The 25,777-nt window shown below is 60.7% G+C and carries 18 protein-coding genes and 1 pseudogene; 9 read left to right on the top strand and 10 right to left on the bottom strand.

Features of this window, described 5'->3' with window-relative positions; genetic code table 11:
• Window positions 1-17: 17 nt before the first annotated feature.
• Together FQS62_RS21390 and hrpB are read right to left on the bottom strand one after the other, a co-directional pair.
• On the bottom strand, window positions 18-392 hold the full coding sequence (locus FQS62_RS21390; protein WP_005411574.1) for a hypothetical protein: 375 nt from the start codon (window positions 390-392) through the stop codon (window positions 18-20).
• A 144-nt stretch (window positions 393-536) separates the two neighbouring features.
• Window positions 537-3,042, bottom strand: a pseudogene (gene hrpB, locus FQS62_RS21385) (ATP-dependent helicase HrpB).
• A 67-nt stretch (window positions 3,043-3,109) separates the two neighbouring features.
• On the opposite strand from hrpB, the gene FQS62_RS21380 reads away from it, so the two are divergent.
• The gene (locus tag FQS62_RS21380; RefSeq protein ID WP_049443593.1) at window positions 3,110-3,907 is read left to right on the top strand and encodes a TatD family hydrolase; all 798 of its coding nucleotides are present in this window, start codon (window positions 3,110-3,112) and stop codon (window positions 3,905-3,907) included.
• 89 nt (window positions 3,908-3,996) lie between these two features.
• Here the strand turns inward: FQS62_RS21380 and FQS62_RS21375 are convergent, their stop codons facing one another.
• The 5 genes from FQS62_RS21375 to FQS62_RS21355 all read right to left on the bottom strand — a co-directional run bounded on the left by FQS62_RS21375 (window position 3,997) and on the right by FQS62_RS21355 (window position 9,051).
• Complete coding sequence (locus FQS62_RS21375; protein ID WP_088479467.1) at window positions 3,997-4,896, bottom strand: Rossmann-fold NAD(P)-binding domain-containing protein; 900 nt, start codon at window positions 4,894-4,896, stop codon at window positions 3,997-3,999.
• Window positions 4,893-5,831 (bottom strand): 2-dehydropantoate 2-reductase, encoded by a 939-nt coding sequence (panE, locus tag FQS62_RS21370; RefSeq protein WP_088479468.1) that lies wholly within the window; start codon window positions 5,829-5,831, stop codon window positions 4,893-4,895. The genes FQS62_RS21375 and panE overlap by 4 nt, the downstream gene beginning before the upstream one ends.
• A 376-nt stretch (window positions 5,832-6,207) precedes the next feature.
• Window positions 6,208-6,975, bottom strand: coding sequence for a hypothetical protein (locus tag FQS62_RS21365; protein WP_208044134.1), 768 nt, complete (start codon window positions 6,973-6,975; stop codon window positions 6,208-6,210).
• 319 nt (window positions 6,976-7,294) lie between these two features.
• On the bottom strand, window positions 7,295-8,086 hold the full coding sequence (locus FQS62_RS21360) for an ABC transporter permease (protein ID WP_208044135.1): 792 nt from the start codon (window positions 8,084-8,086) through the stop codon (window positions 7,295-7,297).
• Window positions 8,083-9,051 carry an ABC transporter ATP-binding protein gene (locus tag FQS62_RS21355; protein WP_005411567.1) on the bottom strand — a complete coding sequence of 323 codons (969 nt, stop codon included), beginning with the start codon at window positions 9,049-9,051 and terminating at the stop codon, window positions 8,083-8,085. Before FQS62_RS21355 ends, FQS62_RS21360 begins: the two co-directional genes overlap by 4 nt.
• Window positions 9,052-9,135: 84 nt before the next feature.
• Here FQS62_RS21355 and FQS62_RS21350 point away from each other — a divergent pair, with 84 nt between their 5' ends.
• The 5 genes from FQS62_RS21350 (at window position 9,136) to FQS62_RS21330 (ending at window position 15,798) form a co-directional block, all read left to right on the top strand.
• Entirely contained in the window at window positions 9,136-9,897 is a 762-nt protein-coding gene (locus FQS62_RS21350) for a ferredoxin--NADP reductase (RefSeq protein WP_080353137.1), read from the top strand.
• A gap of 66 nt (window positions 9,898-9,963) precedes the next feature.
• On the top strand, window positions 9,964-11,298 hold the full coding sequence (locus FQS62_RS21345) for a site-specific integrase (protein WP_125899101.1): 1,335 nt from the start codon (window positions 9,964-9,966) through the stop codon (window positions 11,296-11,298).
• A complete protein-coding gene (locus tag FQS62_RS21340; RefSeq protein WP_125899102.1) occupies window positions 11,295-13,292 on the top strand; it encodes a hypothetical protein in 1,998 nt (665 codons plus the stop codon). The genes FQS62_RS21345 and FQS62_RS21340 overlap by 4 nt, the downstream gene beginning before the upstream one ends.
• Entirely contained in the window at window positions 13,292-15,295 is a 2,004-nt protein-coding gene (locus FQS62_RS21335; protein ID WP_125899103.1) for a site-specific integrase, read from the top strand. Before FQS62_RS21340 ends, FQS62_RS21335 begins: the two co-directional genes overlap by 1 nt.
• Window positions 15,292-15,798: a hypothetical protein gene (locus tag FQS62_RS21330; RefSeq protein ID WP_049459868.1), complete on the top strand. Its 507-nt coding sequence runs from the start codon at window positions 15,292-15,294 to the stop codon at window positions 15,796-15,798. Before FQS62_RS21335 ends, FQS62_RS21330 begins: the two co-directional genes overlap by 4 nt.
• A 42-nt stretch (window positions 15,799-15,840) precedes the next feature.
• On the opposite strand, the gene FQS62_RS21325 is transcribed toward FQS62_RS21330, so the two are convergent.
• The 3 genes from FQS62_RS21325 to FQS62_RS21315 all read right to left on the bottom strand — a co-directional run bounded on the left by FQS62_RS21325 (window position 15,841) and on the right by FQS62_RS21315 (window position 21,093).
• A complete protein-coding gene (locus FQS62_RS21325) occupies window positions 15,841-16,989 on the bottom strand; it encodes a hypothetical protein (RefSeq protein WP_148565003.1) in 1,149 nt (382 codons plus the stop codon).
• A 507-nt stretch (window positions 16,990-17,496) separates the two neighbouring features.
• Window positions 17,497-19,665 carry an SIR2 family protein gene (locus FQS62_RS21320; protein ID WP_197573146.1) on the bottom strand — a complete coding sequence of 723 codons (2,169 nt, stop codon included), beginning with the start codon at window positions 19,663-19,665 and terminating at the stop codon, window positions 17,497-17,499.
• Between the two features lie 585 nt (window positions 19,666-20,250).
• On the bottom strand, window positions 20,251-21,093 hold the full coding sequence (locus tag FQS62_RS21315; protein ID WP_080281918.1) for a LysR family transcriptional regulator: 843 nt from the start codon (window positions 21,091-21,093) through the stop codon (window positions 20,251-20,253).
• Between the two features lie 342 nt (window positions 21,094-21,435).
• On the opposite strand from FQS62_RS21315, the gene FQS62_RS21310 reads away from it, so the two are divergent.
• The 3 genes from FQS62_RS21310 (at window position 21,436) to FQS62_RS21300 (ending at window position 25,514) form a co-directional block, all read left to right on the top strand.
• Entirely contained in the window at window positions 21,436-22,506 is a 1,071-nt protein-coding gene (locus FQS62_RS21310) for an SDR family oxidoreductase (protein ID WP_226053492.1), read from the top strand.
• A 75-nt stretch (window positions 22,507-22,581) separates the two neighbouring features.
• The gene (locus FQS62_RS21305; protein WP_075075813.1) at window positions 22,582-23,316 is read left to right on the top strand and encodes an SDR family oxidoreductase; all 735 of its coding nucleotides are present in this window, start codon (window positions 22,582-22,584) and stop codon (window positions 23,314-23,316) included.
• 275 nt (window positions 23,317-23,591) lie between these two features.
• Entirely contained in the window at window positions 23,592-25,514 is a 1,923-nt protein-coding gene (locus FQS62_RS21300) for a TonB-dependent receptor domain-containing protein (protein WP_226053493.1), read from the top strand.
• Window positions 25,515-25,777: the final 263 nt, after the last annotated feature.

Raw genomic sequence — 25,777 nt, 5'->3', positions numbered from 1 at the left:
GGCAGTGGCCGACGATCTCAGGCGTCGCTGCCGATATCGCTGTGCTCGTCCACCACGGTGTCGTTGCGGCGGTCGCGTGCGTTGATGCGCTGCGCCTGCCCATTCACCACGTGGCCATTGGCAGCCTTCTTCTTCTGCTGCTTGCGGTACAACGCGTAGCCGAGCAGGCCGACGCCGACGGCAGCTGCGGCAATGGTCACGGCCGGGTTGCGGCGAGCGAACTTGGTGGCGACCTTGCCGCCGGTCTTCACTGCGCCGAGGGCGGCGCCGGTCTTGATCCAGTCCGCATTGCGCAGGCTGCCACCGGCGCTCTTCAGGCCATCGCCGGCGGTGTGGGCCAGTTCCAGGGCGCGCTCCAGAGCGCGGTCGGTGATTACGGTCAGCTTGCTCATGCGGGGGTCCTTTGCCTCGGGTCGAAGTCCAGTGTCGCGTGTTGCCCGTAAACGGTATGTCAGCCGGGGACGCACGTGGTGTGACTTTACCGCAGCCATTCAGGATCAGGCAGGCTCCGCAATCGGCCGTGCCGGCACGACCGGTCAGGTTCCGCGCGGCTTGGCCCGGTGCGTGGCCGTGGCCGTCCACGGATCATCCGGCCACGGATGGCGCGGGTAACGGCCCTTCATCTCCTTTTTCACTTCGGCGTAGGTGCTTTCCCAGAAGTTGCGCAGGTCCTGGGTGACCTGCAGCGGGCGGCCGCCGGGAGAGAGCAGGTGCAGGGTCAGCGGCACGCGGCCATCGGCGATGCGTGGCGTGTCGGCCAGGCCGAACAGTTCCTGCAGCTTCACCGCCAGCACCGGCGGCAGTGGTTCGCCGCTCTCGCTGTCCAGCGCATAGGTGATCGGCCGCTCCAGCCCGGACGGCACGGTGATGCGGATCGGTGCATGGCGTTCGACCAGCTGCCGTTGTGACCACTCCAAGGGCGACTTCAGCGCCTCGCCGAAGCTGGATTCGTCCAGCGCATCCAGACGGGTCTTGCCGGCGAACGCGGGCTGCAGCCATTGCGCACGCGTGGTCAGCAGGGCGTCGTCGCTGCAATCGGGCAGGCCGAGCTCAGGCATCCAGCGCCGCAGCGATTCCACCCGTGCCTGCCACTGGCGCAGGCCTTCGGTCCAAGGCAAGGCCTGCAGGCCGAGTTCGGCGACCGCGTCGGTCAGGGCCTGCGCGGCGTGCTGCGGATCGACCCGCCCGGCCGAGCGGCTGTCCAGCACGATGCGGTCGAAACGGGTCTCGCGCAGGGCCACCAGGGCGCGGCGCTCGCTGTCCCAGCGCACCACATCTTCAGTGACGAAGCGCTCCGGCCACGCCTTCCGCAGTTGGCCTTCGTCCACCGGTGCGGCACGCAGCAGCAGTGCATCGCGTGCCTCAAAGCGAAGCTCGCTGGCCACCAGCCACGGTTCGCCACGCAGGTCGCTCAGCTCGTGCAGGCGCGCGCTGCGGCCATTGGCCAGCAGGTAGCGCAGCGGATCACCGGGATGCTGGAAACCGATCCGGTCGGGGAAGGCATGTGCGAGCAGATCGCCCAGCTCGTGCGCCTCGATGCTGGCCGGCGGCGTAGTTTCACAGCGCAGGCGACGTCGCCACTGCCTGGCGGCCGCATCGATGGCGGCCAGCCCGCTACGGTTGGCGTCACCCGGTGCGCGGCCATTGCGGAACGCGGCCAGTGCGCGCCAGCGGGCCGCCAGCGCGTCACCGCCCTGGCGCAACGGGTCGCGGGCGTCCAGCAGGGCGGCCAGATCGGCGGCCAGCGCCTGCGCACGTGCATCGGGCGCCGCCAGCAGCATCGCTGCCATCCGTGGGTGCGTACCCAGCGCCAGCACACGCCGGCCGAGTGCGGTGATCGCACCACTGCTGGACAGCGCGCCCAACCGCTGCAGCAGTTCGCGCGCGGCGCCCATCGGGCCGGCCGGGGGCGGATCGAGGAAGCGCAGGTCGCTGCTGCCCCAGGCCCGCCAGCTCCAGCGCCAGTCCGGCCAGTTCCACCTGGTCGATCTCGGCGCGGCGCTGCGGCTCCAGCCGCTGCGACTGCGGCCACAGCCGCCAGGCCACGCCTTCGGCCACGCGACCGGCGCGACCGGCGCGCTGGTCGGCCGACGCCTGGGCGATGGCCACCACGTCCAGCCGGGTGAAGCCGCTGTTGGGGTCGTAGCGCGGTTCGCGCGCCTGGCCGCTGTCGATCACCACACGCACGCCGGGCAGGGTCACCGAGGACTCGGCCACGTTGGTGGCCAGCACCACGCGGCGGCGACCATCGCTGGCGGCCTGCAGCACGCGCGCCTGCTGTTCCACCGGCAGCTCACCATGCAGGGCCAGTAGCTCGACGTTGCCGTCGAGTGATTCCTGCAGCCCCGCCTGCACGCGCGCGATCTCGCGTTGACCGGGCAGGAACACCAGCAGGTCGCCGGGGTGTTCGGCCAGCGCCTGCTGCACCGCGCGGCGCACCTGCAGTTCCAGCGCCTCATCGCGGCGCGCCGGGAAGTGACTGACCGCCACCGGGTAGCTGCGGCCCTCGCTGCTCAGCCGCGGCGCATCGAGGAAGCGCGCCAGCCGCTCGCCATCCAGCGTGGCCGACATCACCACCAGGCGCAGGTCGTCGCGCAGCTGCGCCTGCACATCCAGCGCCAGAGCCAGGCCGAGGTCGCCGCTGAGATGGCGCTCGTGGAATTCGTCGAACAGGATCGCACCGACCTCTTCCAGCATCGGGTCGTCCTGCAGCATGCGGGTCAGGATGCCTTCGGTGACGACTTCAATGCGCGTGCGCGCCGAGACCTTGTTCTCGAAGCGGATGCGATAGCCGACCGTGCCACTGACCTCCTCGCCCAGCTGCCGCGCCATGAACAGTGCAGCGCTGCGTGCGGCCACCCGGCGCGGTTCCAGCAGGATGATCTTCCGGCCCTGCAGCCACGGCGCATCGAGCAGGGCCAGTGGCACCTGGGTGGTCTTGCCGGCGCCGGGCGGAGCTTCGAGCACCAGCCGTGGCTGCACGGCGAGGTGCTGCTGGATCTGCGGCAGCAGCGGGGAAATCGGGAAGAGCGGGGCATTCATGTGCAAAGGATAAGGGGCCATGGCGGGCGCAGGTACAATGCGCGGGCACTTTTCCCCCGCGATGACCATGCACCTGATCGATATCGGCGCCAACCTGACCCACGACTCCTTCGACCGTGACCGCGATGCCGTCCTCGACCGCGCACGGCAGGCCGGCGTGGTGCAGATGGTCATCACCGGTGCCAGCCGCGAGCACTCACCGTTGGCGGTGCAGCTGGCGCAGCAGCATCCGGGCTTCCTGTATGCCACGGCCGGCGTGCACCCGCATCACGCGGTGGAGTACACCGAAGAATGCGATGCCGAGATGCGCGCGCTGCACGCCTATCCGGAAGTGGTGGCGGTGGGCGAGTGCGGGCTGGACTACTTCCGTGACTTCTCGCCGCGCCCGGCGCAGCACCGTGCGTTCGAGCGCCAGCTGCAGCTGGCCGCAGACAATGGCAAGCCGCTGTTCCTGCACCAGCGTGATGCGCATGCCGATTTCATGGCGCAGATGAAGAACTTCGAAGGCCGCATCGGGCCGGCGGTGGTGCATTGCTTCACCGGCGAGCGCGATGAGCTGTTCGATTACCTGGACCAGGACTGGTACATCGGCATCACCGGCTGGCTGTGTGACGAGCGCCGCGGCGCGCACCTGCGCGAGCTGGTGAAGAACATTCCGGCCAACCGCCTGATGATCGAGACCGACGCACCGTACCTGCTGCCGCGCACGCTGAAGCCGCTGCCGAAGGACCGACGCAACGAACCGATGTTCCTCTCGCACATCGTGGAAGAGCTGGCGCGTGACCGTGGCGAGGACGTGGCGGTGACGGCGGCCAATGCAACTGCCGCGACGCGTACGTTCTTCCGCCTGCCCGACGCGGGTTGATTCCCTTCGTCGCGTCGAACGCGGCGACCGTGTGTCGTAGAGTCGAGCTTGCTCGACTGCCGTGCAGAAGCAGTCGAGCAAGCTCGACTCTACAAGCGGGTCAGAGTGATTCCAGCAGCCCGCAGTCCTTCCCGGTACGTCGGGAACCTCGGCTTCCAGCCCAGGGCTTGGCGCGTGCCACGGCTGTCGATGCGCTTGTTGCTCTCATAGAAGCGCCGCAGCGTCGGGCTCAGTGCCGGGTCGTCCCAGGCCACGGCAGGCGGCATCGCAAACCCGCCCAGCTTCGCGGCGAAGGCCAGCACATCCTGTGGTGGTGCCGGTTCGTCGTCGCTGGGCAGGTACAGGCCCCGGTGCGCCGGTCGCTGCATCGACGCGATGATCACTGCCGCAAGATCCTCTACGTGCAGGCGGTTGAACGCCAGGCCCGGCCGAATCACATGGCGGGCACGGCCCTCCGCCAACTGCAGCAGGGCATTGCGGCCAGGACCATACAGCCCTGGCAGGCGGAGCACCGCCGAGGCGATGCCGCGTTGTTCAGCCAGTGCAAGCCACTGTGCTTCCGCGAGCAGGCGCCGTACGCCCGTCGTTTCAGTTGCATCGGCCACGCTGGTTTCGTTGATCCAGCCGCCGGCCCGATCGGCATATACCGACGTGGACGACAGATAGCCCACCCAGCGCAGCGCCGGACTTTCGTGCAGAGCCGGAAGCAGCGGACGCAGTGCCGGGTCGCCCTCGGCATCGGGTGGCACGCTGCACAGCACGGCCTCGGTCTGCGTGATCTCATCGAGCAGGGCTGGCGACGGTGGAGTGTCAGCGTGCAGCTGATGCCGCAGCAGGCCATCGTCCGGCGCCGATGAGGGGTCACGCACCGTGCCGACGACGTGCACTCCCCGTGCCTGCAGCTGCGTGGCCAGCACGCATCCGCTCCAGCCCATACCGAGGATCAGCACCCGCGTAGGCAGCGCGCTGGCCTGCAACGGGATGCTCACGCGCCGCGCAGTGCCTGGTAGGCCTGCAGGCTGCTGTAGGCGACCTGCAGCAACAGGGCTTCCTGATCGGCCTTGCGTGCACGCGCCAGCATGTCGCCGACGATCTGCTCGGCCTCGACCTGCTGGCCAGCCTCCAGGTCCCGCAGCATCGATGCCTTCAATGCAGAGCCGGCCTGGGTGAGGGTGCCGCGCGCGGTGTCCTGCGCGGCGTCGGGAATCGGCTCACCGGCAGCTTCGGCCACGGCCAGGCACTCGTCGTACAGGCCACGCACGATCGCCTCGCCATCATCGGTGGCGACGATGGTGCCGATATCCGCACGCAGCAGGCAGGTCGCGGCGGCCAGCGCGGTCAGGAAGGTGTACTTGATCCACTGTTCCTGGCCGATGTGTTCGCTGGCCAGGTGATCAAGATTGGCCTGCGCGCAGGCGGCGGCGAAGGCACGTACGCGTGCGGACGCCGCGCCGCCATCGCGCTCGCCGAAGGTGAGCTTGGCCGGCTTGCCCAGATGCAGCACGGCGCCATCGGGTGCCTTGGTGGCGCTGATGAAGCACAGGCCGCCCAGCACCGCCTCGCGGCCGAAGCGCAGGTCCAGCGCATTGTAGTGATGCAGGCCATTGAGGATGGGCAGCACGGTGGTGTTCGCGCCCACGGCTGGAGCAATGGCGTCGATCGAGCTGTCCAGGTCGTAGGCCTTGCAGCTGAGAATGACCAGATCGAAAGGCTTCTGCGCGGCCAATGCGGGCAGCGCATCGGCGGTGACGTGCTGCACCGGGAAGTTGGCATCGCCGATCGGGCTGCGGATGACCAGGCCATCGCGGTCCAGCTGTGCGGCGCGCGCGGGGCGTACGAGGAAGGTTACGTCCACGCCGGCCTGGGCCAGGCGACCACCGAAGTAACCGCCGGTACCGCCGGCGCCAAGGATCAGGATGCGCATTGCACGTTCACCGTTTTCTGGGGAATCAGGAGTGCGATTGTGCCGGAGATTGCGGCCAACGGCGGAGCCCCTCGTGGTGGTTCGCGCAGTTGGTTTCATGAGCTGGGTCGTGTGAGATGGGTTCGCGGGGGACGCCGTGAACCCCGCTCCGCGGTCCGGCCCAGCCGCTGGCGGCTGTGCGTTCGGGCGCTTGCGAAGCAATGCTTCGCAAGCAAAGCGCCCTCACCCCTGGGGCTTAGCCGCGCCATCCATGGCGCGGATACCCCCGCGAGCCCATCGCACACGACTCCTGACAGTTTCCGGGTGCGGCCACCACGGAAAACAGATCAGCAGCAGAAGCGGGTCGCTCGCTGCGCTCGCTCGTGCAGAGCGGTGCTCAGGTCAGTTGTTCGCTGAAGCCTTCGGTATAGCCCAATAGCAGTGTGGTGCGGGTGGCCAGCGTTGCAGCCAATTGTGACCAGGTGTCGTGTGTTCCGGCAGCGTAGACGCGCTGCAGGTCAGCGACCAACGCATTTGCCTGTGCAGGCGACGGCGCGCTGTCGCGCTGGAAGCCCAGCCACGATGCGCCAAGTCCGAACAGGCGGTAGTCGTGGCGCTCCTGCAGATGCCGTATCAGGGCATGGTTCTGGAAGATGTCCCAGTCCGCGCTGAAGTACCCATTGGGCAGGGCGGCAATCAGCAGGTCATCGCGGTCCACCGGCACCTGCTGCACGCAGACCACCTCGTCGACGATGAGGTCCGGCGTTGCATTGGCGGCGACCAGCGCCTCGATGTCCTCGTTGCTGCACATCAGCGTGCCCGCCAGCGCGCTCCATTCCAGCCGATGAGAGGAATGCTCGAGCTGCGCGACCACATGCGCCAGCAACCGTTCGCGTGCGGCCAATGCATCTTCGGGGGTTTCCGGGTCTTCTTCCTCGTACAGCGCGATGCGCGCGTCGTCTGACGCGTGCATGCTGGTGTAGCGGCACTGGCCGGCATCATCGAGCGTGCACAGGTAGCGATGGCGGGGAGCGGCCACGTGCAGCGAGGCCAGGCAATCCAGCACCTCATCCAGCGTGGGCGAATCGCCCAGCAACGCATGGCTGAAGGCATCGATGGGACCGTCCACAAAGGCCTTTTCCAATGGAATGGCAGTGATCTTCATCGCCACAGCCTAGCCGCAATCCCGAACGAAAAGAGCTGGGCATCGGCTTGGAACGCTTCATCCACGCATGGCGTGGATCTACCGTGTCGACCAAGGTCGACACCTACCAACAGCAGCGGCAATCTGTCGAAGGCGGGGTGGGTCCGGTTGCGGGGGCGTGAGCCGCGTGGATGCGGCGACCGAGCTTACATGGACGTACTTGCAGCGGCCCCCGCAACCGGACCCCCCCCGCCATCCCGCGGATAGTCAGCTTTTGCCGTTGAAGTTGACGTTGACGTTGATTCGGCGGGTGCAGGGCTGCAGGCCCTGCAGGCCACCCTCAGCTGCGCATGCCCACGCCGCGACGCAGCAGCCACAGCGCCAGCGCCGTCAGCACCACCACGAATCCGATCATCAGGCCGTAGGCCACCGGCAGCGGTACGTCACTGCTGCCCAGCAGGCCATAGCGGAACGCATTGACCATGTAGAAGATCGGATTCGCATGCGTGGCCGCTTCGGCCCAGCCCGGCAGCAGCTTCACCGAATAGAACACGCCACCCAGGTAGGTCAGCGGGGTCAGGATGAAGGTCGGCACGATCGCCACGTCGTCGAACTTCTTCGCATACACCGCGTTGATGAAGCCGGCCAGCGAGAAGATCGTCGCGCCCAGGATCACCGTCGTCAGCATCACCAGCGGGTGCGGGATGCGCACCGGGGTGAAGAACATCGCGATGATCAGCACGATCACGCCCACCATCAGGCCGCGCAGCACGGCGCCGGCCACGTAGCCCCACAGGATCACCCAGTTCGGCATCGGACTGACCAGCAGTTCTTCCACGTGACGGCCGAACTTGGCGCCAAAGAACGAGGAACTGATGTTGCCGTAGCTGTTCTGGATCACGCTCATCATCACCAGGCCCGGCACGATGAACTGCATGTAGGTGTAGCCGCCCATGTCACCCACGCGCGACCCGATCAGGTTACCGAAGATCAGGAAGTACAGGGTCATGGTGATCGCTGGCGGCACCAGGGTCTGGCCCCAGATGCGCATGATGCGGGCGATTTCGCGGCGCACGATGGTCATCAGTGCGACGCGGTTGCGCTGGCCGTCGGTCAGCTCGGTGGTGCTCATGCAGGCTTCTCCAGGTTGCCGGTGAGGCGCACGAACAGCTCCTCCAGGCGGTTGCTCTTGGTACGCATCGAACGCACGCGGATACCGGCCTCGTTGAGCGTGGCGAACACGCGGTTGAGGTCCATTGCGCGCGGCATGTCGATGTCCAGCGTGTGCGGGTCCGGCGCGGTCAGCGTCGCACCTTCGATCACCGGCAGCTGCGCCGGCAGGTCACCGTCGATGTCCAGCAGGAAGCCCTCCACGTCCAGCTTGGCCAGCAGGGTGCGCATCGGCCCCTGCTCGACGATCTGGCCATGGTTGATGATCGCCAGGTGGCGGCACAGGTACTCGGCTTCTTCCAGGTAGTGCGTGGTAAGGATGATCGTGGTGCCTGCGGCATTGATCTCCTTCAGCACGCGCCACATGTCGCGGCGGATTTCGATGTCCACGCCGGCGGTCGGCTCGTCCAGGATCAGCAGGCGCGGGCGGGTCATCATCGCGCGGGCGATCATCAGCCGCCGCTTCATGCCGCCGGACAGCGTGCGGCTCATCACCTGTGCCTTTTCCCACAGGTGCGCGCGCTTCAGTTCCTCTTCGGCGCGCTGCTCGGCTTCCTCGCGCGGTACGCCATAGAAGCCGGCGTAGTTCACCAGGATGTCGAAGGGCTTCTCGAACAGGTTGAAGTTGATTTCCTGAGGCACCAGCCCGATCAGGCGCATGGTGGCGCTGCGGTTGCGCACCAGGTCGCTGCCGAACACTTCCACCTGGCCCTCGCTGAGGTTGACCAGGGAGCTGATGATGCCGATCAGGGTCGACTTGCCGGCGCCGTTGGGGCCGAGAAGGGCGAAGAAGTCGCCCGGGGCCACTTCCAGGGAAACCCCCTTCAGGGCCTGGGTGCCGTTGTCGTAGGTCTTGCGCAGGTCGCGCACGCGCAGGGCGGGCGCCGTATCGTTCTGGGATGCCAAGCTCGAAGCCTTCGCGCCCATGGGCTGGCGCTGGAGAGGGGCGGGGAGGGGCTATTATAGAAGACCCCGAGGGCTTGCCCCGGCTACACACTGTCCCGAAAAGTCGTGCCTGTTCAATTCCCCCTCAAGCTGGTCGGCTGCCGCATGCTGGCCCCGACCGTCGGCCACTACCAGTTCGTGCGTGACGATGGACAGCCGCTGGATTTCCAGCCCGGCCAGTTCATCCAGGTCCATTTCAGCTACGCCGACGGCACCGAAACCAAGCGCAGCTACTCGCTGGCGACCATCCACGACCACGCGCTGGGCCCGGGCGAGGCGGTGGATATCGCGGTCAGTTTCGTGCCCGGTGGCGCCGCCACGGCCCTGTTCGAGGCGCTGGAGCAGGGCGGCCAGATCAGTGCGTCCGGCCCCTATGGCCGGTTCTGCCTGAACCCCGGTGATCACAATGCGCGTTACCTGCTGATCGCCACCGGTACCGGCGTTACCCCGTACCGCTCGATGCTGCCGCTGCTGGAAAAGGCCATGGCCGAACGCGGTGTGCAGATCGTGCTGCTGCAGGGCGCGCGCAGCCCGGGCGAGCTGCTGTACAGCGAAGATTTCTACAGCTTCGCCGAAAAGCACCCGAACTTCCGCTATGTTCCGTGCCTGTCGCGCGAGTTGCCGGCTGATCCGCACCCGGACGTACAGCACGGCTACGTGCAGCAGGCGCTGGCCGGCTTCACGCCGGACCCGGCCACCGACATCGCCTACCTGTGCGGCAACCCGGACATGGTCGATGCCTGTGCCGAGCTGCTGAAGGCCGCCGGCCTGGGCAACCCGCAGATCCGCCGCGAGAAGTACGTAAGTTCAACCCCTTCAAAGGCTTAAGTGGCCTATTGACCTTGGCGAACAGCGGGCGTACCGTCCGCTGCAGGTCAGCTCGGAGTCAATCCGATGCAAGTGGTTATGCCCCCTGAGGGAGCCTTTGCACACGCGCCTAAGTTGCAGCATGTACCGATTCTGATCGGTGACGATGGCTCATACCCAATTGAAGCCAACCGCTACCTCGATGAGCGCAGCAACGGGGAATGGCAACTTCCTCGCGACCGATCAAAAGCAAAAGCTGAGAGTGAGCTCTTTTACGGGCCCATCCCAACCTTGCGCTCGCGAAGAAACATGGCCGCAAGGCTTTCTATTTTTCTCGAATGGTGCATAGACCAAGCCACTGATTGGCGAGAAATTTCCTACAACGAGAATATCCTTCATCAGTATCAGCCGGCACTCCTGAGTGGAGACGGCTCCCCGAGTGGGAGGCAGTTGGATCCCGCTACAGTTAACCTCTACGTCAATGAGGCGTGTCTATTTCTGACCTGGGCCAGCGAGCGCGGCTATCGCCTGCCCATGCAGATACCTGTAAGAAAAGTTGCATACACCTACATATCGCCCACAAGCTCGCAAAGCGGAACACTGCGCTCAAAGACTGTGCGGATCGGGTCTCTAACTGCGCCGGAAGCTCCGATCATCCTCCCTCCTGACAGGGAGGTTGAGATGTGGTTGAAGTCGATTTCGGTGCGTGCGCCCGTAAAAATTCTGATCTTCGAGCTGATCATCCGTTCTGGCCTCAGGATCTCGGAAGCCAATCAACTACGGGTCACCTGTTTTCCAGCAAAAAGAACGAGCGAGAGAACCAACTGGCAACCCGACTGGATATTGGCTGGTGAGGTTCCGCTAGTGCTCAAGTATGGCACTAAGGGAGGCAAGGTCAGTCCTGGGTCAGACCTTGGCACAAGATGGCGTACGGTATTTGTGCCACTAGATCTTGCCGAAAGGATCTGGCACTACATTTCGGTGATTCGACCGACCCAGCTGACGAGATATCACATTGGTGATAGGAAACACACCAAGCGGACAGATCGTCTGTGGCTTGGAGAAGGTGTGAACCGACCTGTGAGCAATGAGATGCTTCGCCGGATTTGGACTTCCGATCGGCATTGTCCCAAAGGATGGCACCCTCATACAGGAAGGCACCATTTTGCGGTGGAGAAGATCTGCGCCCTGACGCGGGCGCAGTTGGCCCTCGCAGGCAACTCAGAGCTGAGTGGTGCTGACTTCGGTTGGTTGCATGGGCTCATGGCCGGACAGGTAAAGATGCTTCTCAGTCCGCTTATGGGGCACGTTGATGAGCGCACGACGATGCAATACTTGCGCGCTGCGGTAGCCAAAATTGGTCGTGATCGAGGGCATCCAGCAATTCGTTGGAATGCGATCATCGACGAGGCATTGACGTGAGAGCGCGTGAAGATACAGGGGGAATGCCTGGGAAATGGGTGGTGCCCTGTACACATCCGGACCTCATTAGCACGGGGAAGATCTATGACTTCTCGATTCTGGCGACTGGTGCAAGTGATGCCCCGCCCATTGCCGCAGTCAGGCATTCCTGGAAGGGGGGATTCACTGGTAGGCCGGAGCTGCTGCGCGATCTATGGCCTACGCTGAGCGCGAGTATTGAAGGCATCGCATCAGACGGTGCAGCTGCAAGAAGGGGGGCACTGGTGTCCTTCTGGAGATTCCTCGATGCACTTGAGGGATACATGGCCTCAAATGGAATTCCATTCAAACGGGTGGTTAGACTTCGCGATCTGACATCCCGGCACGTTGCCCTCTACACAAGCCCGGGTCCGGAGGGTGCATGGGATGCCACTATGGACAGCAGAGCTGCCGTCGTCCGCGCGATTATAAAGACCGCGATTAGCTACCATGAACTTCCAGAGCTAGTACTTCCAGTTTTCAGGATAGCCTCGAATCGCCGCGAGACCCCATCCGAAGAGCACGGATTGGCCGTCATTAGGCTGCTACGAGCGGAGGCACTGAAGGTTCTACAGCGGTGGAGGAGAACGGACAGACTCATTCCTCAAGGACGCGATCTGATCGAGTTGTACAGAGAGAATCCTGAGTTCATGAATGCCCCCGACTTCGTATGTACGGAAGCGGATGCGCACGCGACCTATCGCGCGCTCATAAGGCTGACGGGAAATCCAGTGCCTCGGCGATCTCAGTTGTTGGCGATCTTCGGCAAGCGCATCAAAAGACTCCCAAGCTGGTGGGCGCACTACCCCGATGACCACGAACGATCAGGAAGCGAGGTCGGCTGGCACGATCTGGTTGCCGGAACCTATCCTACTAGCGCAGATGTCTCAATTTTCTTCCTGCTCTTTGTAGCGCGGAGCGCCTGGAACCCCGCAACCGCAGCATCCATGAACTTGAGCGACTGGACGGCAGTCTATGATGAGCAGCATGCATGGATCTATGCGCCTAAGGACCGGGCCAAAGGGACCGCGCAATGGACTGTGTCACGGGTAGGCGATGCGACGGGCTGTCATTCGTTAGTTGAGCTTCTTCTGAAGCGGACAGAAGGGCTTCGAGGCCATATCGAAAGAAACCCGCGCCTGTGCCCTCTCCCAGACGTTGTCGCTCGTAGTCCATGGGTGGGCGTAACAGTGCGCGGACGGCGACAAGGGGTGTATGTAGTAAATCCCCGCACAACTCGAACTGCAAACAACTGGCTCGCCTCTCTGATAGAGCAACTCGATGACGGCACCCGTACAGCTTCCGAGACCATGTCAATTGGACAGTTCAGAGATGTCGCCGCGGCTGCGATCTTCAAGGATTCTCAATACTCGAACTGGGTAATGATGGTACTACTTGGTCACAAGAACCTCATGACCACTAGGCACTATGGCTACCGAAGATCTTCTTTTGAGGAATCCTTCTCGCTTGTGTCCGAAGTGATTGATGACTTGTTCTCCCAGCTTCGGGTCAATCGTGTGTTCGACGTAGCCTTGACGAGGGCGAAGCTCGCAAAGTTGGACGTCAGTGAAGCCGAGATCGAAAAGCTGAATCAAGCACGCCGTCATAAGACCTACGACGGAAGCGGATGTGCAGATCCTTACAGCCCGCCAGCAGTCATTGATCCAGGCAATCCGAGAGATGGATGCACTCTATGCGTCCAGCAGCATAGGTGTGCTTCCAGCGGCTGCCCCAACTGTTTTGTGTTCACGGACAGCCTGGACTTCATCTGCCGGCGTGTGGCAGAGCTAGAGGCAGTTCGGACCTCCGTAGGAATGGTTCGGTTCGATGCTGGATCAGATGCAAGTGACCTGGCGCGGCTTCGCCTAACCGTTCTTCAATGGCCAGCAGATGCAGTGAAGTTCGCCATTGATAAGTGGGCGGCAAGGATAGCCTCCGGTGAGCACATGCCAATCTACTTCGCAGGGCAGCACTGATGAAAATGGTCAACCGGTCTCTAGTAGCAGGCAACCATGAACTCCTAGCTCCTGACGTGGAGGTGTCGCTACTGTCGATTAGTCCGAATGAGCTGAGGTTGGCGCCGGAGGCAAAGCTGAAGCAGCTTCAGAAGCTTGTTGGAATGGGGGACAACTGGGGCGTTCTTCGTATTGACGACGAACATCAGTCTGGCCTACGGACCTCTGATCTCGATCTAAGGCTCTATTCTGGAAGGGGCAAGACGTGCAAGGGGAAGCACTCACCCTTCGTAGTTCGAGAGCTTATGAGGCTGGCGATCACGATGGCGATAATTCCAGGCAAAACCGGGAAGGTGTATAGATACACAACGATCCGGACGCTCATTGCCAATCTTAAGAGGGCGATCCAGCGTACAAATGTACGTCCAAGCTCCAAGAGACTCTGGAGCCTGGTCGAACGCGCTGGCCTGACGCAGAAGTACTCTGACTGCCTTGGGGTGGTTGAGTACTACCACCGACTGGGGTGTCTTCCCGATGGCCCCGCGCCCATGCGTCCAACGGTTCATGGAATGAAGGCTGCGCGAGATCGAACGGGTGAACCTGAGCATACAATCCCGGTCAGCATAGCGAAACCTCATCAGCCATACTCAGATGAGTTCGTCTCTGAAGCAGGCTCGATGGCACTGGTGATGATCGAAGTCGTTGGTCCTACTTTGTTGGATGCCGTAGAGGCCGCACTCGCCGCTACTGAAACTACTCGTGATCTGAAAGACGGTCCCTCGCCATCTCCCAGTCGCCGAGCTGCTCGCGTAAGCAATGCTGTGATCCGGTCATGGGAATGGCGGGGGCCTGACGGGGAGCCGCTTAGGGATGCCCCGCTTCAATTTTCGATGAAATCCGGGCGAAGTGGAAAAACCGTCGCATGGCCGCCTCGGACGTTACCCCAGGCCTTGCGCCTGATAGTGGTTCTACAGGGTGCACACGCTTTTCCGGTGGCTCTTTCTGGCGGTCCCCGACATGGTGAACTGCTAACGATGCAGATCGGCTCGCTTGGCAAGCGAGGTGGTTCCAGTGTTTACGAGTTCAGAACCTGGAAGTTTGAGAATCCCGGAGGGAGGCAGAGTGAAGCGCCAGCGCCGTCAATTGCCATTCAAGCGATTCTGCAGCAAGAGCGCCTAGCGAACATTTTTCGACGGCACCACGGCCTAAAGGGGAACGGCCTGTGGGTTTCCCCAAGATATCCAGATAAGGTGCCGAGCCTTGCGCATGTGTTCAATAGCTTCGTGGAGATACTTGGCCTGGAGCGCTGGCTCACCGATGGTGGTATGAACCCGCATCGATTCCGAAAGACCCTCGCTCGAATTGTTGCTCTAGCGCTTGTCCATGCGCCAAAGATTTTGATGGATGTCTTTGGGCACAGGGATGAACAAATGACAATCATGCGCTACATACTTTCGGATCCAGGAATTCTTTCCGAAGTACAGCAAGTTGTACGTGAGATGCTTATTCTAAAGGGAGTGGAGGCGATCAATAAGGCTGATGAGGTTCAGGGGGCCGGCGCAGAGAAGCTACGGGGGCGTGTGGCGCTGTTCGCGCGCCGGCTGGGTAAGTCCGCCCTTGATCCGCAGAACATCAGGGAGTTCGCCCGCGCGATGACTGCTGAGGGCTCTTCTTGGGCAGTTGTCGCACCAGGAATAGTGTGTACGAACTTCACCGATGGAGGCCTTTGCAACAAGGGGCATGGTCAGGCTAATCCACACTACTGTCATCCTGCATGTGAGAATCAGTTGATTCTCCCTGACGACGAGGATAAGGCGTCCAGAAGCGTTGTTCAGGCCATCGAGACAGTTCAGTACAATCTTGAGTTGCTAGAGCACGCTTTCGTGGATGATGACGTTATGCTCATTGCTCAGTTCCGGGGGCAGATCAAGTCCGTGCTCGGCAGGTGGAAGAAGGTGGACGAATACTTCTCGAAGAGCAGTTTGCTGACGCGCCTCGTACCCAATGTGGTACTTCTGAAATGAGACAAAAGAAGAGTCTTGCCGAGCTTGGAAAGGAGCGGACGGAGGCGTTCGTTGCACGCCTTCGATCAACTATGGCCGAGATTGACAGGGAGATATCGGAGAACGACGGAGTGTATCCACGGAACTCTGGTCGGCTGAATGTTGCAGAGCTGTGTCGGCGGGCAAAGGTAACAGCGGTATCGCTGCACGGAGAGAAGCATGCCGGCACCACAAAGCTCGAGGTGCAGGCCTGGCTCACGAAACTTCGAGTGGACGTTCCTACGAGCGTGAAGGCCGCCAGACGAAAGTCCTACTCACAAAGGCTGGGATGGAAAGAGAGGTACGACGGTATTTCTGCGCAGTTCAAGAACATGTACTCGATCGAGGTGGTGCAGCGAGATGCAAAGATCGCCGCCTTGAAGAAGGAGATTTCTGAGCTGAAGTCACAGATCAAGAAGCAGCGCGAGGCGGGCTCAAGGGTGGTTGGAATCGAGAGCGGGAGAAGGAGAAAAGCGAGTTCGTAATAGGGCATCTCGCAAGCTTCGAATGATGCCCCGCCAGAACTCTTAGGAGCGCGTTCGCACCAGCTCCTCAAGTCGATGAAACTGGTTGTTTCGCTCTAGGTCGGGAGCGGCGGCCCTTACTTGAGCTAGGCATTCATTCAGTCCTAGAGGCGCCCATTGTTGGGATCCAACAACGGCACCCAGCAAATCTAAAGCCTCAGTTGGCGACTGGCTACAAAGGCCAGATTCTAGTAGAAGATGGACGATGTAGTCCGAATTCGCTACCGGCTGAAGCCAGTCACGTACCGCCTTCAATGCGGAAGGGAACTCAACCCGGGCCGCGATGGCGAGTCGAGCTAAGGAGGCAGCAATGCTGGGTGTAGCTAGATTGCGCGATTTTGGCCAAATCTCCTGCCAGAAGGGTTGGACTCGATTTCTCCAGAAGTCTTCGCGTTGATCGCCTGCGGCCTCCAGTGCTTGGGAGAGCGATTGTGCGGACTTCTCCAGTCCATCCTGTGGAAGCTTGCCCAATGCAGATCTAAAGTCGTCCCGAGAGTAGCCTTCCAATTGCCCTAGGGCTGAGTGCGTTAGGAAAGCAGAGAACTGTCCTCGGTGTTCACCAAGGTCGGCGTAGTGACCGGCCGTCAATAGGAACTGCGACTTCAATGCCACCATCAATGGCTGGTACAGTCGCGGTGACCAAAGAAATCCTTCCCAGGCTGCTTTCGCTTCGACAGGGTTGGACCAATCGAAGAGCGGTAGTAGCGTCGCTTCGGTCCACGCCCGGTCTACGCGATACAGGGCGATGAGTCTAGATGCGAGCAACACCCTGCCATGGCGGAATCGATCTACTTCAACATCGCATATGGCGGAAAATGCCGCCTTAAGTTCAGGGGGAAGTAGGTCTCCATCGTTGGGCGCCCTCTTGAACCATAGATTGAGCAAGGCGCGCGTGGCATGCCCAATGGGGTGATTAATCGCCTCCGAGACAGGGTTATCGATTGGCTCGCCGTTCCTTGTCATGCCACTACTCAAGGGGATCGGAAGCGCAAGCACTCGACCGGCGAGAGTCAATAGGAGGTTCTCGCGATTCGCGCCGCTTCTTGAAGTGGCCTCCATCCACCACGCTACTGCAGGTGCGATCTCGGACAGAACTTCATCAGGCATTAGCAGTACCAAAGGCGATGCGTACTGCCAGGAGCGGGCTGCCATTGAATCGTCCGACCAAACCTGAAGCGCCTCGCGCCACCGAACTGCGGGCCAGACGTCTTGGTGAGCGAGGTCGCAGAGCGCGGCAAGGCTATGGAAGAAGCGAGTACGGCAGACATCCCGCCAAGTGTCCTCATAGAACGGTCTATGGGCAGGCCTCGGCGATTCAAGCCATTCAACTAGCTCCTTGCGAGTGCGAGGGGCGACATCGACCTCTCTGCCGTCCTCGAAATCCGGATCTCCGGTGCCGCTCATCCAGTGTGAGAATTCGTCCTTCTCGTTAGGGTCCAATCTCAACTCAGGATGCGCGATGGATATCTCCGCTAGGCGCCTTGCTGCAGACACACCAAGATGTAGGCCCGAGGACTCCAGCTTCGCTAGACGAATCCATACTGCGCGAGCAACCAGGCGATCCCAGCGTTCGGACTCCAGATCATCGCGATACATCTCGCGGGGAGGTCCTGCCAAGATGACATTCTCCAAGCGTGCTTGAGACGCGTTGTCTAGAATTCACCCCTGGAGAACAAGAAGCCTCAGCACTTCGCGTGCGGTGCACTGCGACCACAGCCACCGCCCCTCATCCAGTAGCAGCCAATCGACCCACTGCTCCTGCTCGATGCAATTGTCCTGGCTGGCCGCAAACAATGCCAGCCGCTTGAATGTGGGATACGGGATCTCGAACCATGCCTGAGCCATGAGCGTGGATCTCGACTCATCCGTAGCTCGAACTGCTAACCAAGCGTCGCGTAGCAGTTCAATCAGGCTAACCCAGTCTCGGAAGGACCGGTTCTGCCAATGGGGCGTGATTGATGGAAGGTCCCAGTAGGATCTATCGACAAGGTCATCTGCCTCTCCTAGATCTCGAAGAAGGCCCAGCGCGTCACAGAGCAGTTGCTGTAGGTCCGAATGCAGGAGCGGGAGTGCCTTCTCCCACTCACCCTTAGACTGATCCTGGAGGACCGCATGTACATTGTCCTCCGCAAGCACAAGGTCCCAGTCAACCAACTGCTTAATTCGCACTGTCTCGTCTGCACCATCGGCCACTTCGCCGTCCCAAACAAATGGACGCCTTAGTGTGATCTTTGGGCTGAGAAGGCTACGAAGTTCCATCCGAAGAGACGTGTTCAGTCCCTCACGTCTAAGACGCTTGATCCAACGATATAGCAGCCCCCCTGACAGTGGGGTCTTGAGTCGGCCACCGAGCACGATTCTCCAAAGAGTTCGCATCTTTGGATCGGGCACACCCTTTGGGGCGTCCAGGCGAATAAGATCCAGCTCCGAGACTTTGCCATCCCGTTCCAGTGTGGCCAGACGCTCAAGTTCGGAGTCGACTAGAGAGATCCAGCGACTATCCATCTGCCCGCCACGCTCTGCAATCCATATGATCAATCGTGGATCGTCCAGATGACGCACAAGCCAGCGTGCGAGCTGGAACATCAATCCATCCCATCGGCTGGCCATACTTCCAGAAGACGCCAGTGTCATAGGAGGAGCGTGATCATAAGGCGCAGGCCTACGAACCAAGCTGAATCTGAGTTCTGCATCCTCCTCCTTAACCGAGGAGAAGCCAAAGCGGGCTAGATCCCTCTGCAAGAATCGCTCATGGGAAAATGCCTCGAGGAGCCACTCAAGCGGGGGAACTGGATTGAACTCCGCGAAGCGCTTCGCGGGGAGGCCTGACTTGTCTGAAAGAGCCCACAGCATTCGTCCAACAAAATCGTCCTGGAGCGTGCTGTCCTGAGGTTGGGCCATGGCGTGCTTCGCAACAATGGCCTCTTTACCTTGAACTCCATCGCGATAGACATCTGCCCAAGTCCTGATTGTGTCGTGCAACGCAGAGTGGTCATGGGTAGCAGGCTGAACCCTGTAGAGGATAGGTCTAACGCCCTTAGCTTCCCATTCAATAGTCTTCAGATGCTCTTTCCCGGCTTCGCAATCTCCGAACGCCCACGCCTGCGGGGTAACCTCACCGAGCATTCGATCTGCTGCTAATGCGTCCATCATGTACCGGAGGACCGGATCGTCAATGCTGTATCCAATGAAGCAAACGACATAGTTGCGAAAAAGTTCGCTGACGAACCGCGCGGCCCAGCGTTCGGTCAAGTAAGCCAAGCCGAAGTCACCACTGGTGGCCACTAGTCGATGGAGTGCTGCATCATCCTCACTCTCCGGAAGCAGGCCATGCAGAAAGACAAGCCCATCCCAGCGGCTGCTCTTAGGGATCGGCAGCATTGGAGCGGGATAGGCCGGAAATGGTTGGCCCATGCGCTTCGCCGCCGCGTGGAAGGTTCGATCGAAGTTGGTAGTCACCAACCGCAACGCGCCATCCCGGCTTCGTGCTAACCGAAGAAGCGCTGCTTGGGTGTCAATTGCTCCCTTCCGACGAAGCTTGGGTCTCAACGATTTCGCTAGGGCGCGCCGAACCGCCAATCGCTGCCCAGGCAGTCGCCTTTCAAGTAGATCGAGAGTCGCGTCGAACTTTGAATGATCGAAGGCGGCACGCTCGATGTCCGTGAATGATGTCCCATTCGACGCATAGATTTGCTCAACCAGTCCTTTGAAACCAGGTAGTCCTGACGGGTAGGAGACTCCGGCGCCGCAGAAGAAGACTACTCGTCCTTCTTCGTGTGCCTGTAGAAGTGCTTCTGGGATGTCTGGCCCGTCGACGATGAACTGCATTGCAACTCCCTCTGAATGCTCTCGAACAGAGTGTAGGTTCAAATCAGATGGAATTGGCCAATCGCAGCGTCCAATTAAGTTCTTCTTTTGAAGTTTGTGCGGATTCAGTCTGATGGTCCAAGAGGTGAGATCTGTCCGAGCCCGCTCAACGCCTCGTCGTGGCAGTGCCAATCATTCTTCAGTAAATTCGGCTTCGAACTCGTGCTGATGTGGCAGTATTGAAGGTAGGGTTTTTGGTCTCATCCGCGTTTAGGAATGTTAAAGCCAACCACAGCGGAGGACCGCAACTTCAGCGCCTCAACAGTGGTTGGCAATTGAACGCTTCCATATGAAGGGACTGCATTCCGATACCCACTCATATGGACGAGGTGCTTATGGAACTAGCGAGTCCAGGGCATCCATTCTCGGAGTCCTCCGGACTGGCTCTGTCTGATGCCGGTGGCAAGAAGCGCTCTCATTGCCTCACAGCAACCTACATATGTGATCCAGAGGGAGAGTCTGGAGAGCACTCCGGTATCGAACTGGTGATGGAGTACGTTGGCAGACCATTCATGTCGATCCCAACTCCATAGTTTGGAGCATGTTTTAGCATGCATCGATCATCTGTGTCCGAATTACCTCCGCTAGCCCCTTGAGGCCGGGCAGGGATTGGCGACGAGTGGGGTAGTACAGCATGAATGGTGCGCCCATTGATGCCCAGTCTGGCATCACAACTTCAAGTGCGCCGGACGAGATTTCGTCCTGCACTCTGAGTTCCAGACAGTATGCCAACCCCAATCCCTGCAACGTTGCAGCGAGCAGAGAGTCGGTGCTGCTCACCCTCAGCATTCCGCTGGGAATTACCTTGACCATACGATCACCGTCGCCAAGTTCCCAGCGATAGATTGAGCCGTCGCCGATTCTGTTCTCAATACAAACATGCCGCCGCAGATCGCTTGGATTCTCAGGTCTCCCAGCATGTTGCAGATAGCTGGGCGCTGCCACGACCACCCACTTAAGCGGATGTGTAAGCTCCAGACCAACCATCCCCTCTGGCACTCGGTCACCGTATCGAATGCCGCCGTCAAAGCCTTCCGCTACTAAGTCCACCAGGCGTTCTTCTATCACTAGATCAAGATGGACGTTAGGCCAGCGTTGCTGAAAGCTCCACAGCACTGGCCAGAGTAGGAGGCGCGCCGCATCGTGTGATAGCGAGATCTTGAGCATCTGGATCTCTGACTGCTTCCGAGCCCGAATCGCGGCTAGACCCTCTCCAATTGTATCTAGGCCAGTGGCTGCATAGCGTTCCAGTTCGCGTCCTTCAACGGTGATCGAAAGCGCACGGGTCGTACGATTAACGAGACGCACACCCAGTCGATCTTCCAGCCGCTTTAAGGCGTGACTTAGAGCTGAGGCAGATAAGCCAAGTTCGAGGGCGGCGGCGCGCATTGATCCATGCCGAGCGATCTCGATGAACGCAGCTAGATCTGAAATGCTTATTCTCTCTAGATCACCTTTCAAGACACTTCACCCGGGTATCGATTACTAAACGTGCCAATGATCCGCCGCACAAAGCATGATTTATGGATCGAACGCAGTGCAGATGCTTCCCCATTATCGCCGAGGATGGCATGGCAAGAAGCTGCGCCGTCGACGCTTTCGATCATTTCTGAATTGAAAGAACTTCAGCAATAAAATTGCTACTTGCGCATGTTCGCCGCAGTAAAGTTGCGTCTCCTCCACGGTCGCTGTACTCAAATTTGCTTGGGCCAGAGTGACCAATCAACTGGGATGAACATGTCAAATTCGAATAGTGATTTGCCTGAGCACGACGATGAAGCCACGCCGGTCATCGGCCGCAGACAGTTTATTGCGGGAAGCAGTGTGGCCATCGCCAGCGGAATTGCTGCTTCCTCGGCATTCGGTGCTGTGCCCGCTGCGGTACTCTCGGAGGCGCAGGGTCAGGGCCGCCCGCGAGCCGGCCTGATCGACCCTCGGCAGGCATATCCTCGGCCACCCTACCCGCGCCAAGAACAGCCTTGGCCGGGGCTTGCGTCGAAGATGCGTCCGCTGCCGGACCACGGTGAGAAAACCTATCGAGGCAATCGGCGCCTTGAAGGCCGCAAGGCACTGATTACGGGAGGAGACTCAGGAATCGGTCGGGCCGCTGCCATTGCATACGCCCGCGAGGGTGCCGATGTGGCCATCAACTATTTGCCTGAAGAAGAGGAAGATGCGCGTGAAGTTATTGCGCTGATACGCGCAACCGGCCGTCAGGCATACGCTTTACCTGGTGATATTCGCAGCAAAGACTTTTGCCTGGATCTTGTGCGCAAGGCGGCATCGGCGTTGGGCTCGATCGACACCTTGGTGCTGAACGCGGCGTATCAGCAGCAGGAGCCGGACATTCTAAAGATTACCGACGAACACCTCGAGAACACCTTCCTTACCAACATCAATGCAATGGTATGGATGACCCAAGAGGCACTGCGTGTGTCTCTTCCGCCTGGAAGCGTCATCATCGTTACTACGTCTGAGCAGGGCTACGATCCGTCCCCCTACCTGGTCGACTATGCGATGACGAAGAGTGCGCAGGTTAGCTACGTTCGCTCGATGGCTAAGCAGCTTGGCCCTAAGGGGATTCGGGTAAACGGAGTTGCTCCAGGTCCTATCTGGACTCCGTTGCAGATCAGTGGCGGGACTGCATCCGAGAAGATTCCGAACTTCGGGGGGGACAAGCCGCTAGGACGCGCAGGTCAGCCTGCTGAGCTGGGTTCAATCTTCGTCCAACTTGCGGCAAGCGACGCCAGTTATGCGAACGGCCAGGTGTATGGGGCCGAAGGTGGCGCTGCACGCCCCTAACTTGCGTCACAGACGACCCCAACTCCTTTCATGACTCAACTACACCTGGTCGCCAACGAACGTAGGAGATAGACCTTGACAGAAGCAAGTTACAGCCTTAGAAACCGCTGCGTTGCCATTACTGGCGCCGGTTCGGGGATCGGACTGGCAACGGCGGAGATGATCTTACGCAGTGGTGGAAGCGTTCTTGGAGGATCCAGGCGTTTAGGTGACTTCAAGCGGCTACAGGATGAGTTCGGCGCTGATCGCGCCTACTGGATGCGTCTGGATGTGCGCGATCCGGATAGCGTGGGTGCCTTCGCATCTTGCGGCATTGATCACTTTGGAAGCGTACATTCGGTAGTGGCCAACGCCGGGGTTGGCTACTACGGCGGAGTCGCTGACGCAAGCGATGATCAAGTCATCGAAATGTGTGAAATCAACTATCTCGGAACGGTCCTCACGGTACGTGCTTTCCTCCCTCATCTTCGTAGCGTTGGTGGCGGGGATATTTTGATCGTATCGAGCGTCGCAGCTCATCGCAGTGGGGCGGACGAAGCCGTCTACGCAGGTACCAAGGCCGCCCAGCTCATTTTTGCGGGCGGCTTGGACCGAGAAGTAAGGAAAGATGGGATTCGCGTGAGTGCCATCTGCCCCGCAGGTACTCATACATCTTTTGCCGTGGGTCACGGTCGCACGGCCGACGATCCCCGTTTGAGCGAATTCATGGCCGCGCAGGATGTAGCCTCGCAGATTGTCTATTGCTTGCAGCAACCGCGGACCTTGCGGACCGGCGTATGGACGACTTGGAGCATGAGCCAGTCCAGCTGAGGTGCTGCCCAGACAGCATCGGTCGGCCACAGTTTGATACCTGACCTCAAGACGCAAGCCAGCCCTCGACCCGATATGGGCGTTTTCCGGAATCAAGCGAGGCAGCCATTCCCCAGCAATAATGCCCGTTACCGGATTACCCCGAGATGTCGCACACATACCTGAAGTCACGACTTGCTCTTCCCACGCTGACAGTTGCTATTGGTCTGGCCCTTTCTTCGCATGCCAGCGCTGAAGCTTTGACGCATGCCTCCTCCGTCAAGCAGTTGGACACCTTGGTCGTTACCGCCACCGGTGCCCAGCAGTGGATCAGGGATGCGCCAGCCAGCATTAGCGTTATCAGCCGCGAGGAGATCGAGCGTAAGCCGGTCACCAGCATCGGCCAGCTGCTGAGTACCGTCCCTGGAGTGACCGGTGGCTATGCACTGTCCGGAGCGCAGTCGAAGATCCGCCTGCGTGGACTGCCCGAGCAGTACACGCTGATCCTGATCGACGGCCGCCGCCAGGGCAACTCCTCCGGCGTGAACTACCGCGACGACCTGGGTCCGCAGGATCTGAACTGGCTGTCGCCGGACATGATCGAACGAATAGAAGTGGTGCGCGGCCCGATGTCGTCGCTATACGGTTCGGATGCGATGGGCGGCGTGATCAACATCATTACCCGCAAGATTTCCGACCACTGGGGCGGCTCGGTCACCTTGAACCACAGCGTGCCCGATTCATCCACCCGCGGTGATACCACGCAGATGGGTGCCCTTTTCAGCGGCCCACTGACCGACAACCTGGGGATCCGCATCGGGGCCAACGTGACCGACCGCAAGTCCGATCGCCTTGAGGGCCAGACTCCGGGCAGCAAGGCGGAGAATGCCAACCTGCAGTTCCACTGGCGCCTCAACGATGACCACGCACTGACCATAGAAGGGTCGCGCGGCGTGCAGCGCAACACCGGCAGCGGTGATGTATATGCCTGGGGTCTGTCCAAGCTGGTACAGACCGGTTACGTGCTGGGCCATGATGGCCGTTACGGCGACTCCACCACCTCCAAGACCACCCTTGTGCGGAACGACTACCAAGACAAGGGCAGTGCGGTGGGCAACCATTCGAAGGAAACGGTGTTCGATACTGCCTTCACCACCGCTTTCCATTGGGGCTTCGAGCACAGCCTGAACGTGGGTGGTCAGTGGAAGCGCGAGCAGCTGGAAAACAGCGACACCATCGGTACCGTACCTGTGACTTGGACCGGCAGCAGCCGCATCAGCCCGACCAGTGAAGCGGACTCATGGGCCTTGTTCGCCGAAGACCACATCACCCTGCACGAGCGCTTCGTGCTGACTCTGGGCGTGCGCTGGGACAACACCGACAACTACGACGACAACGTGAGCCCGCGCATCTACGGCGTGTGGCACCCGGCAGACGCATGGACAGTACGCGGCGGTGTCTCCAAAGGGTTCCGCGCGCCCAATCTTAAGCAGGGCACCGCTGGTGCGGCCACCCAGTCTCTGGGACGCGGCTGCGGCAGCCTGACCCCGGAAGGCTGGAACAGCCGGCTGATCAACGCCGACGGCACGACCGGCTGCTACATGGCCGGTAACCCGAACCTGAAACCGGAAACCAGCACCAACTATGAGCTTGGCGTGGGCTTCGACCAGAACGGCTGGTCCGCATCGGCCACCTACTTCCTGACCAACTTCGACGACAAGATCGAACAGGTGCCGCTGCGCGAGATCCCAGGCCAGAACACTAGCTTCGTAAACGGCTTCTGGTGGACGGTGGCGCAGAACATCCAGAAGGCTCGCACGCGAGGCGTGGAAGCCAGTGTGACCGTGCCGCTGCACGAGCGACTGAGCTGGACCACCAACGCCACACGCATGTTGGAATCGAAGAACCGCACCACCGGCGCCAGCCTGCTAGTGGTGCCGAAGATCACCGCCAACACTTCGCTGAACTGGAGCGTGTCCGATGCATGGTCGCTTAACCTCAGCGCGCAACACATCGGGAAGCAGCTTGTGTCTTCGTCCAGACCTACCTTCGCCAAGGCATACACCACGGTGGATCTGGTCACCGCTCTCGATGTGAACGAAAACCTGACCTTGCGCGTCGGCGTACTGAACTTGGGTGATGTTTCCACGCTTGAAGAAGGCAATAATTACGACGGCGGCGCACGCACGCTCTTTGTGGGCGCGACCGCGCGCTTCTAAGGCGGGTTGATCAGGTCAGGAGATTGCGTTCGGTTCAGCACGTTCGATCACGTCGATGATTGCAAATGAACTTTGCCGCACTCGGGTTTGGAGAATGTAAGCCCGAGTGCGGCTCTAATCGCAATCCTCCGGTCAAACGCTAGCATTCGAGAGCGAGCCTGTTGGAAGAATGAGGGTCTAACCGAGGTCTATTTGTAGGACGACGCTGGCACTATTCGCTTGGCTCAAGGGTAAAGACGAATGGTCCGACTTCACCCAAGCCG

Source organism: Stenotrophomonas sp. SBJS02 (genome assembly GCF_020428325.2).
Lineage (GTDB): Bacteria > Pseudomonadota > Gammaproteobacteria > Xanthomonadales > Xanthomonadaceae > Stenotrophomonas > Stenotrophomonas africana.
This window is presented reverse-complemented; position numbering and strand designations above follow the sequence as displayed.

Excerpts from the sequence above, each read along its gene's own strand:
- FQS62_RS21325 (WP_148565003.1), bottom strand. The coding sequence starts at position 16,989 with ATGGCAGCCCGCTCCTGGCAGTACGCATCGCCTTTGGTACTGCTAATG.
- FQS62_RS21310 (WP_226053492.1), top strand. The coding sequence starts at position 21,436 with ATGAACATGTCAAATTCGAATAGTGATTTGCCTGAGCACGACGATGAA.
- FQS62_RS21315 (WP_080281918.1), bottom strand. The coding sequence starts at position 21,093 with ATGCGCGCCGCCGCCCTCGAACTTGGCTTATCTGCCTCAGCTCTAAGT.
- FQS62_RS21320 (WP_197573146.1), bottom strand. The coding sequence starts at position 19,665 with ATGCAGTTCATCGTCGACGGGCCAGACATCCCAGAAGCACTTCTACAG.
- panE (WP_088479468.1), bottom strand. The coding sequence starts at position 5,831 with ATGCGCATCCTGATCCTTGGCGCCGGCGGTACCGGCGGTTACTTCGGT.
- FQS62_RS21390 (WP_005411574.1), bottom strand. The coding sequence starts at position 392 with ATGAGCAAGCTGACCGTAATCACCGACCGCGCTCTGGAGCGCGCCCTG.
- FQS62_RS21345 (WP_125899101.1), top strand. The coding sequence starts at position 9,964 with ATGCAAGTGGTTATGCCCCCTGAGGGAGCCTTTGCACACGCGCCTAAG.
- FQS62_RS21380 (WP_049443593.1), top strand. The coding sequence starts at position 3,110 with ATGCACCTGATCGATATCGGCGCCAACCTGACCCACGACTCCTTCGAC.
- FQS62_RS21335 (WP_125899103.1), top strand. The coding sequence starts at position 13,292 with ATGAAAATGGTCAACCGGTCTCTAGTAGCAGGCAACCATGAACTCCTA.
- FQS62_RS21355 (WP_005411567.1), bottom strand. The coding sequence starts at position 9,051 with ATGGGCGCGAAGGCTTCGAGCTTGGCATCCCAGAACGATACGGCGCCC.
- FQS62_RS21365 (WP_208044134.1), bottom strand. The coding sequence starts at position 6,975 with ATGAAGATCACTGCCATTCCATTGGAAAAGGCCTTTGTGGACGGTCCC.
- FQS62_RS21330 (WP_049459868.1), top strand. The coding sequence starts at position 15,292 with ATGAGACAAAAGAAGAGTCTTGCCGAGCTTGGAAAGGAGCGGACGGAG.
- FQS62_RS21360 (WP_208044135.1), bottom strand. The coding sequence starts at position 8,086 with ATGAGCACCACCGAGCTGACCGACGGCCAGCGCAACCGCGTCGCACTG.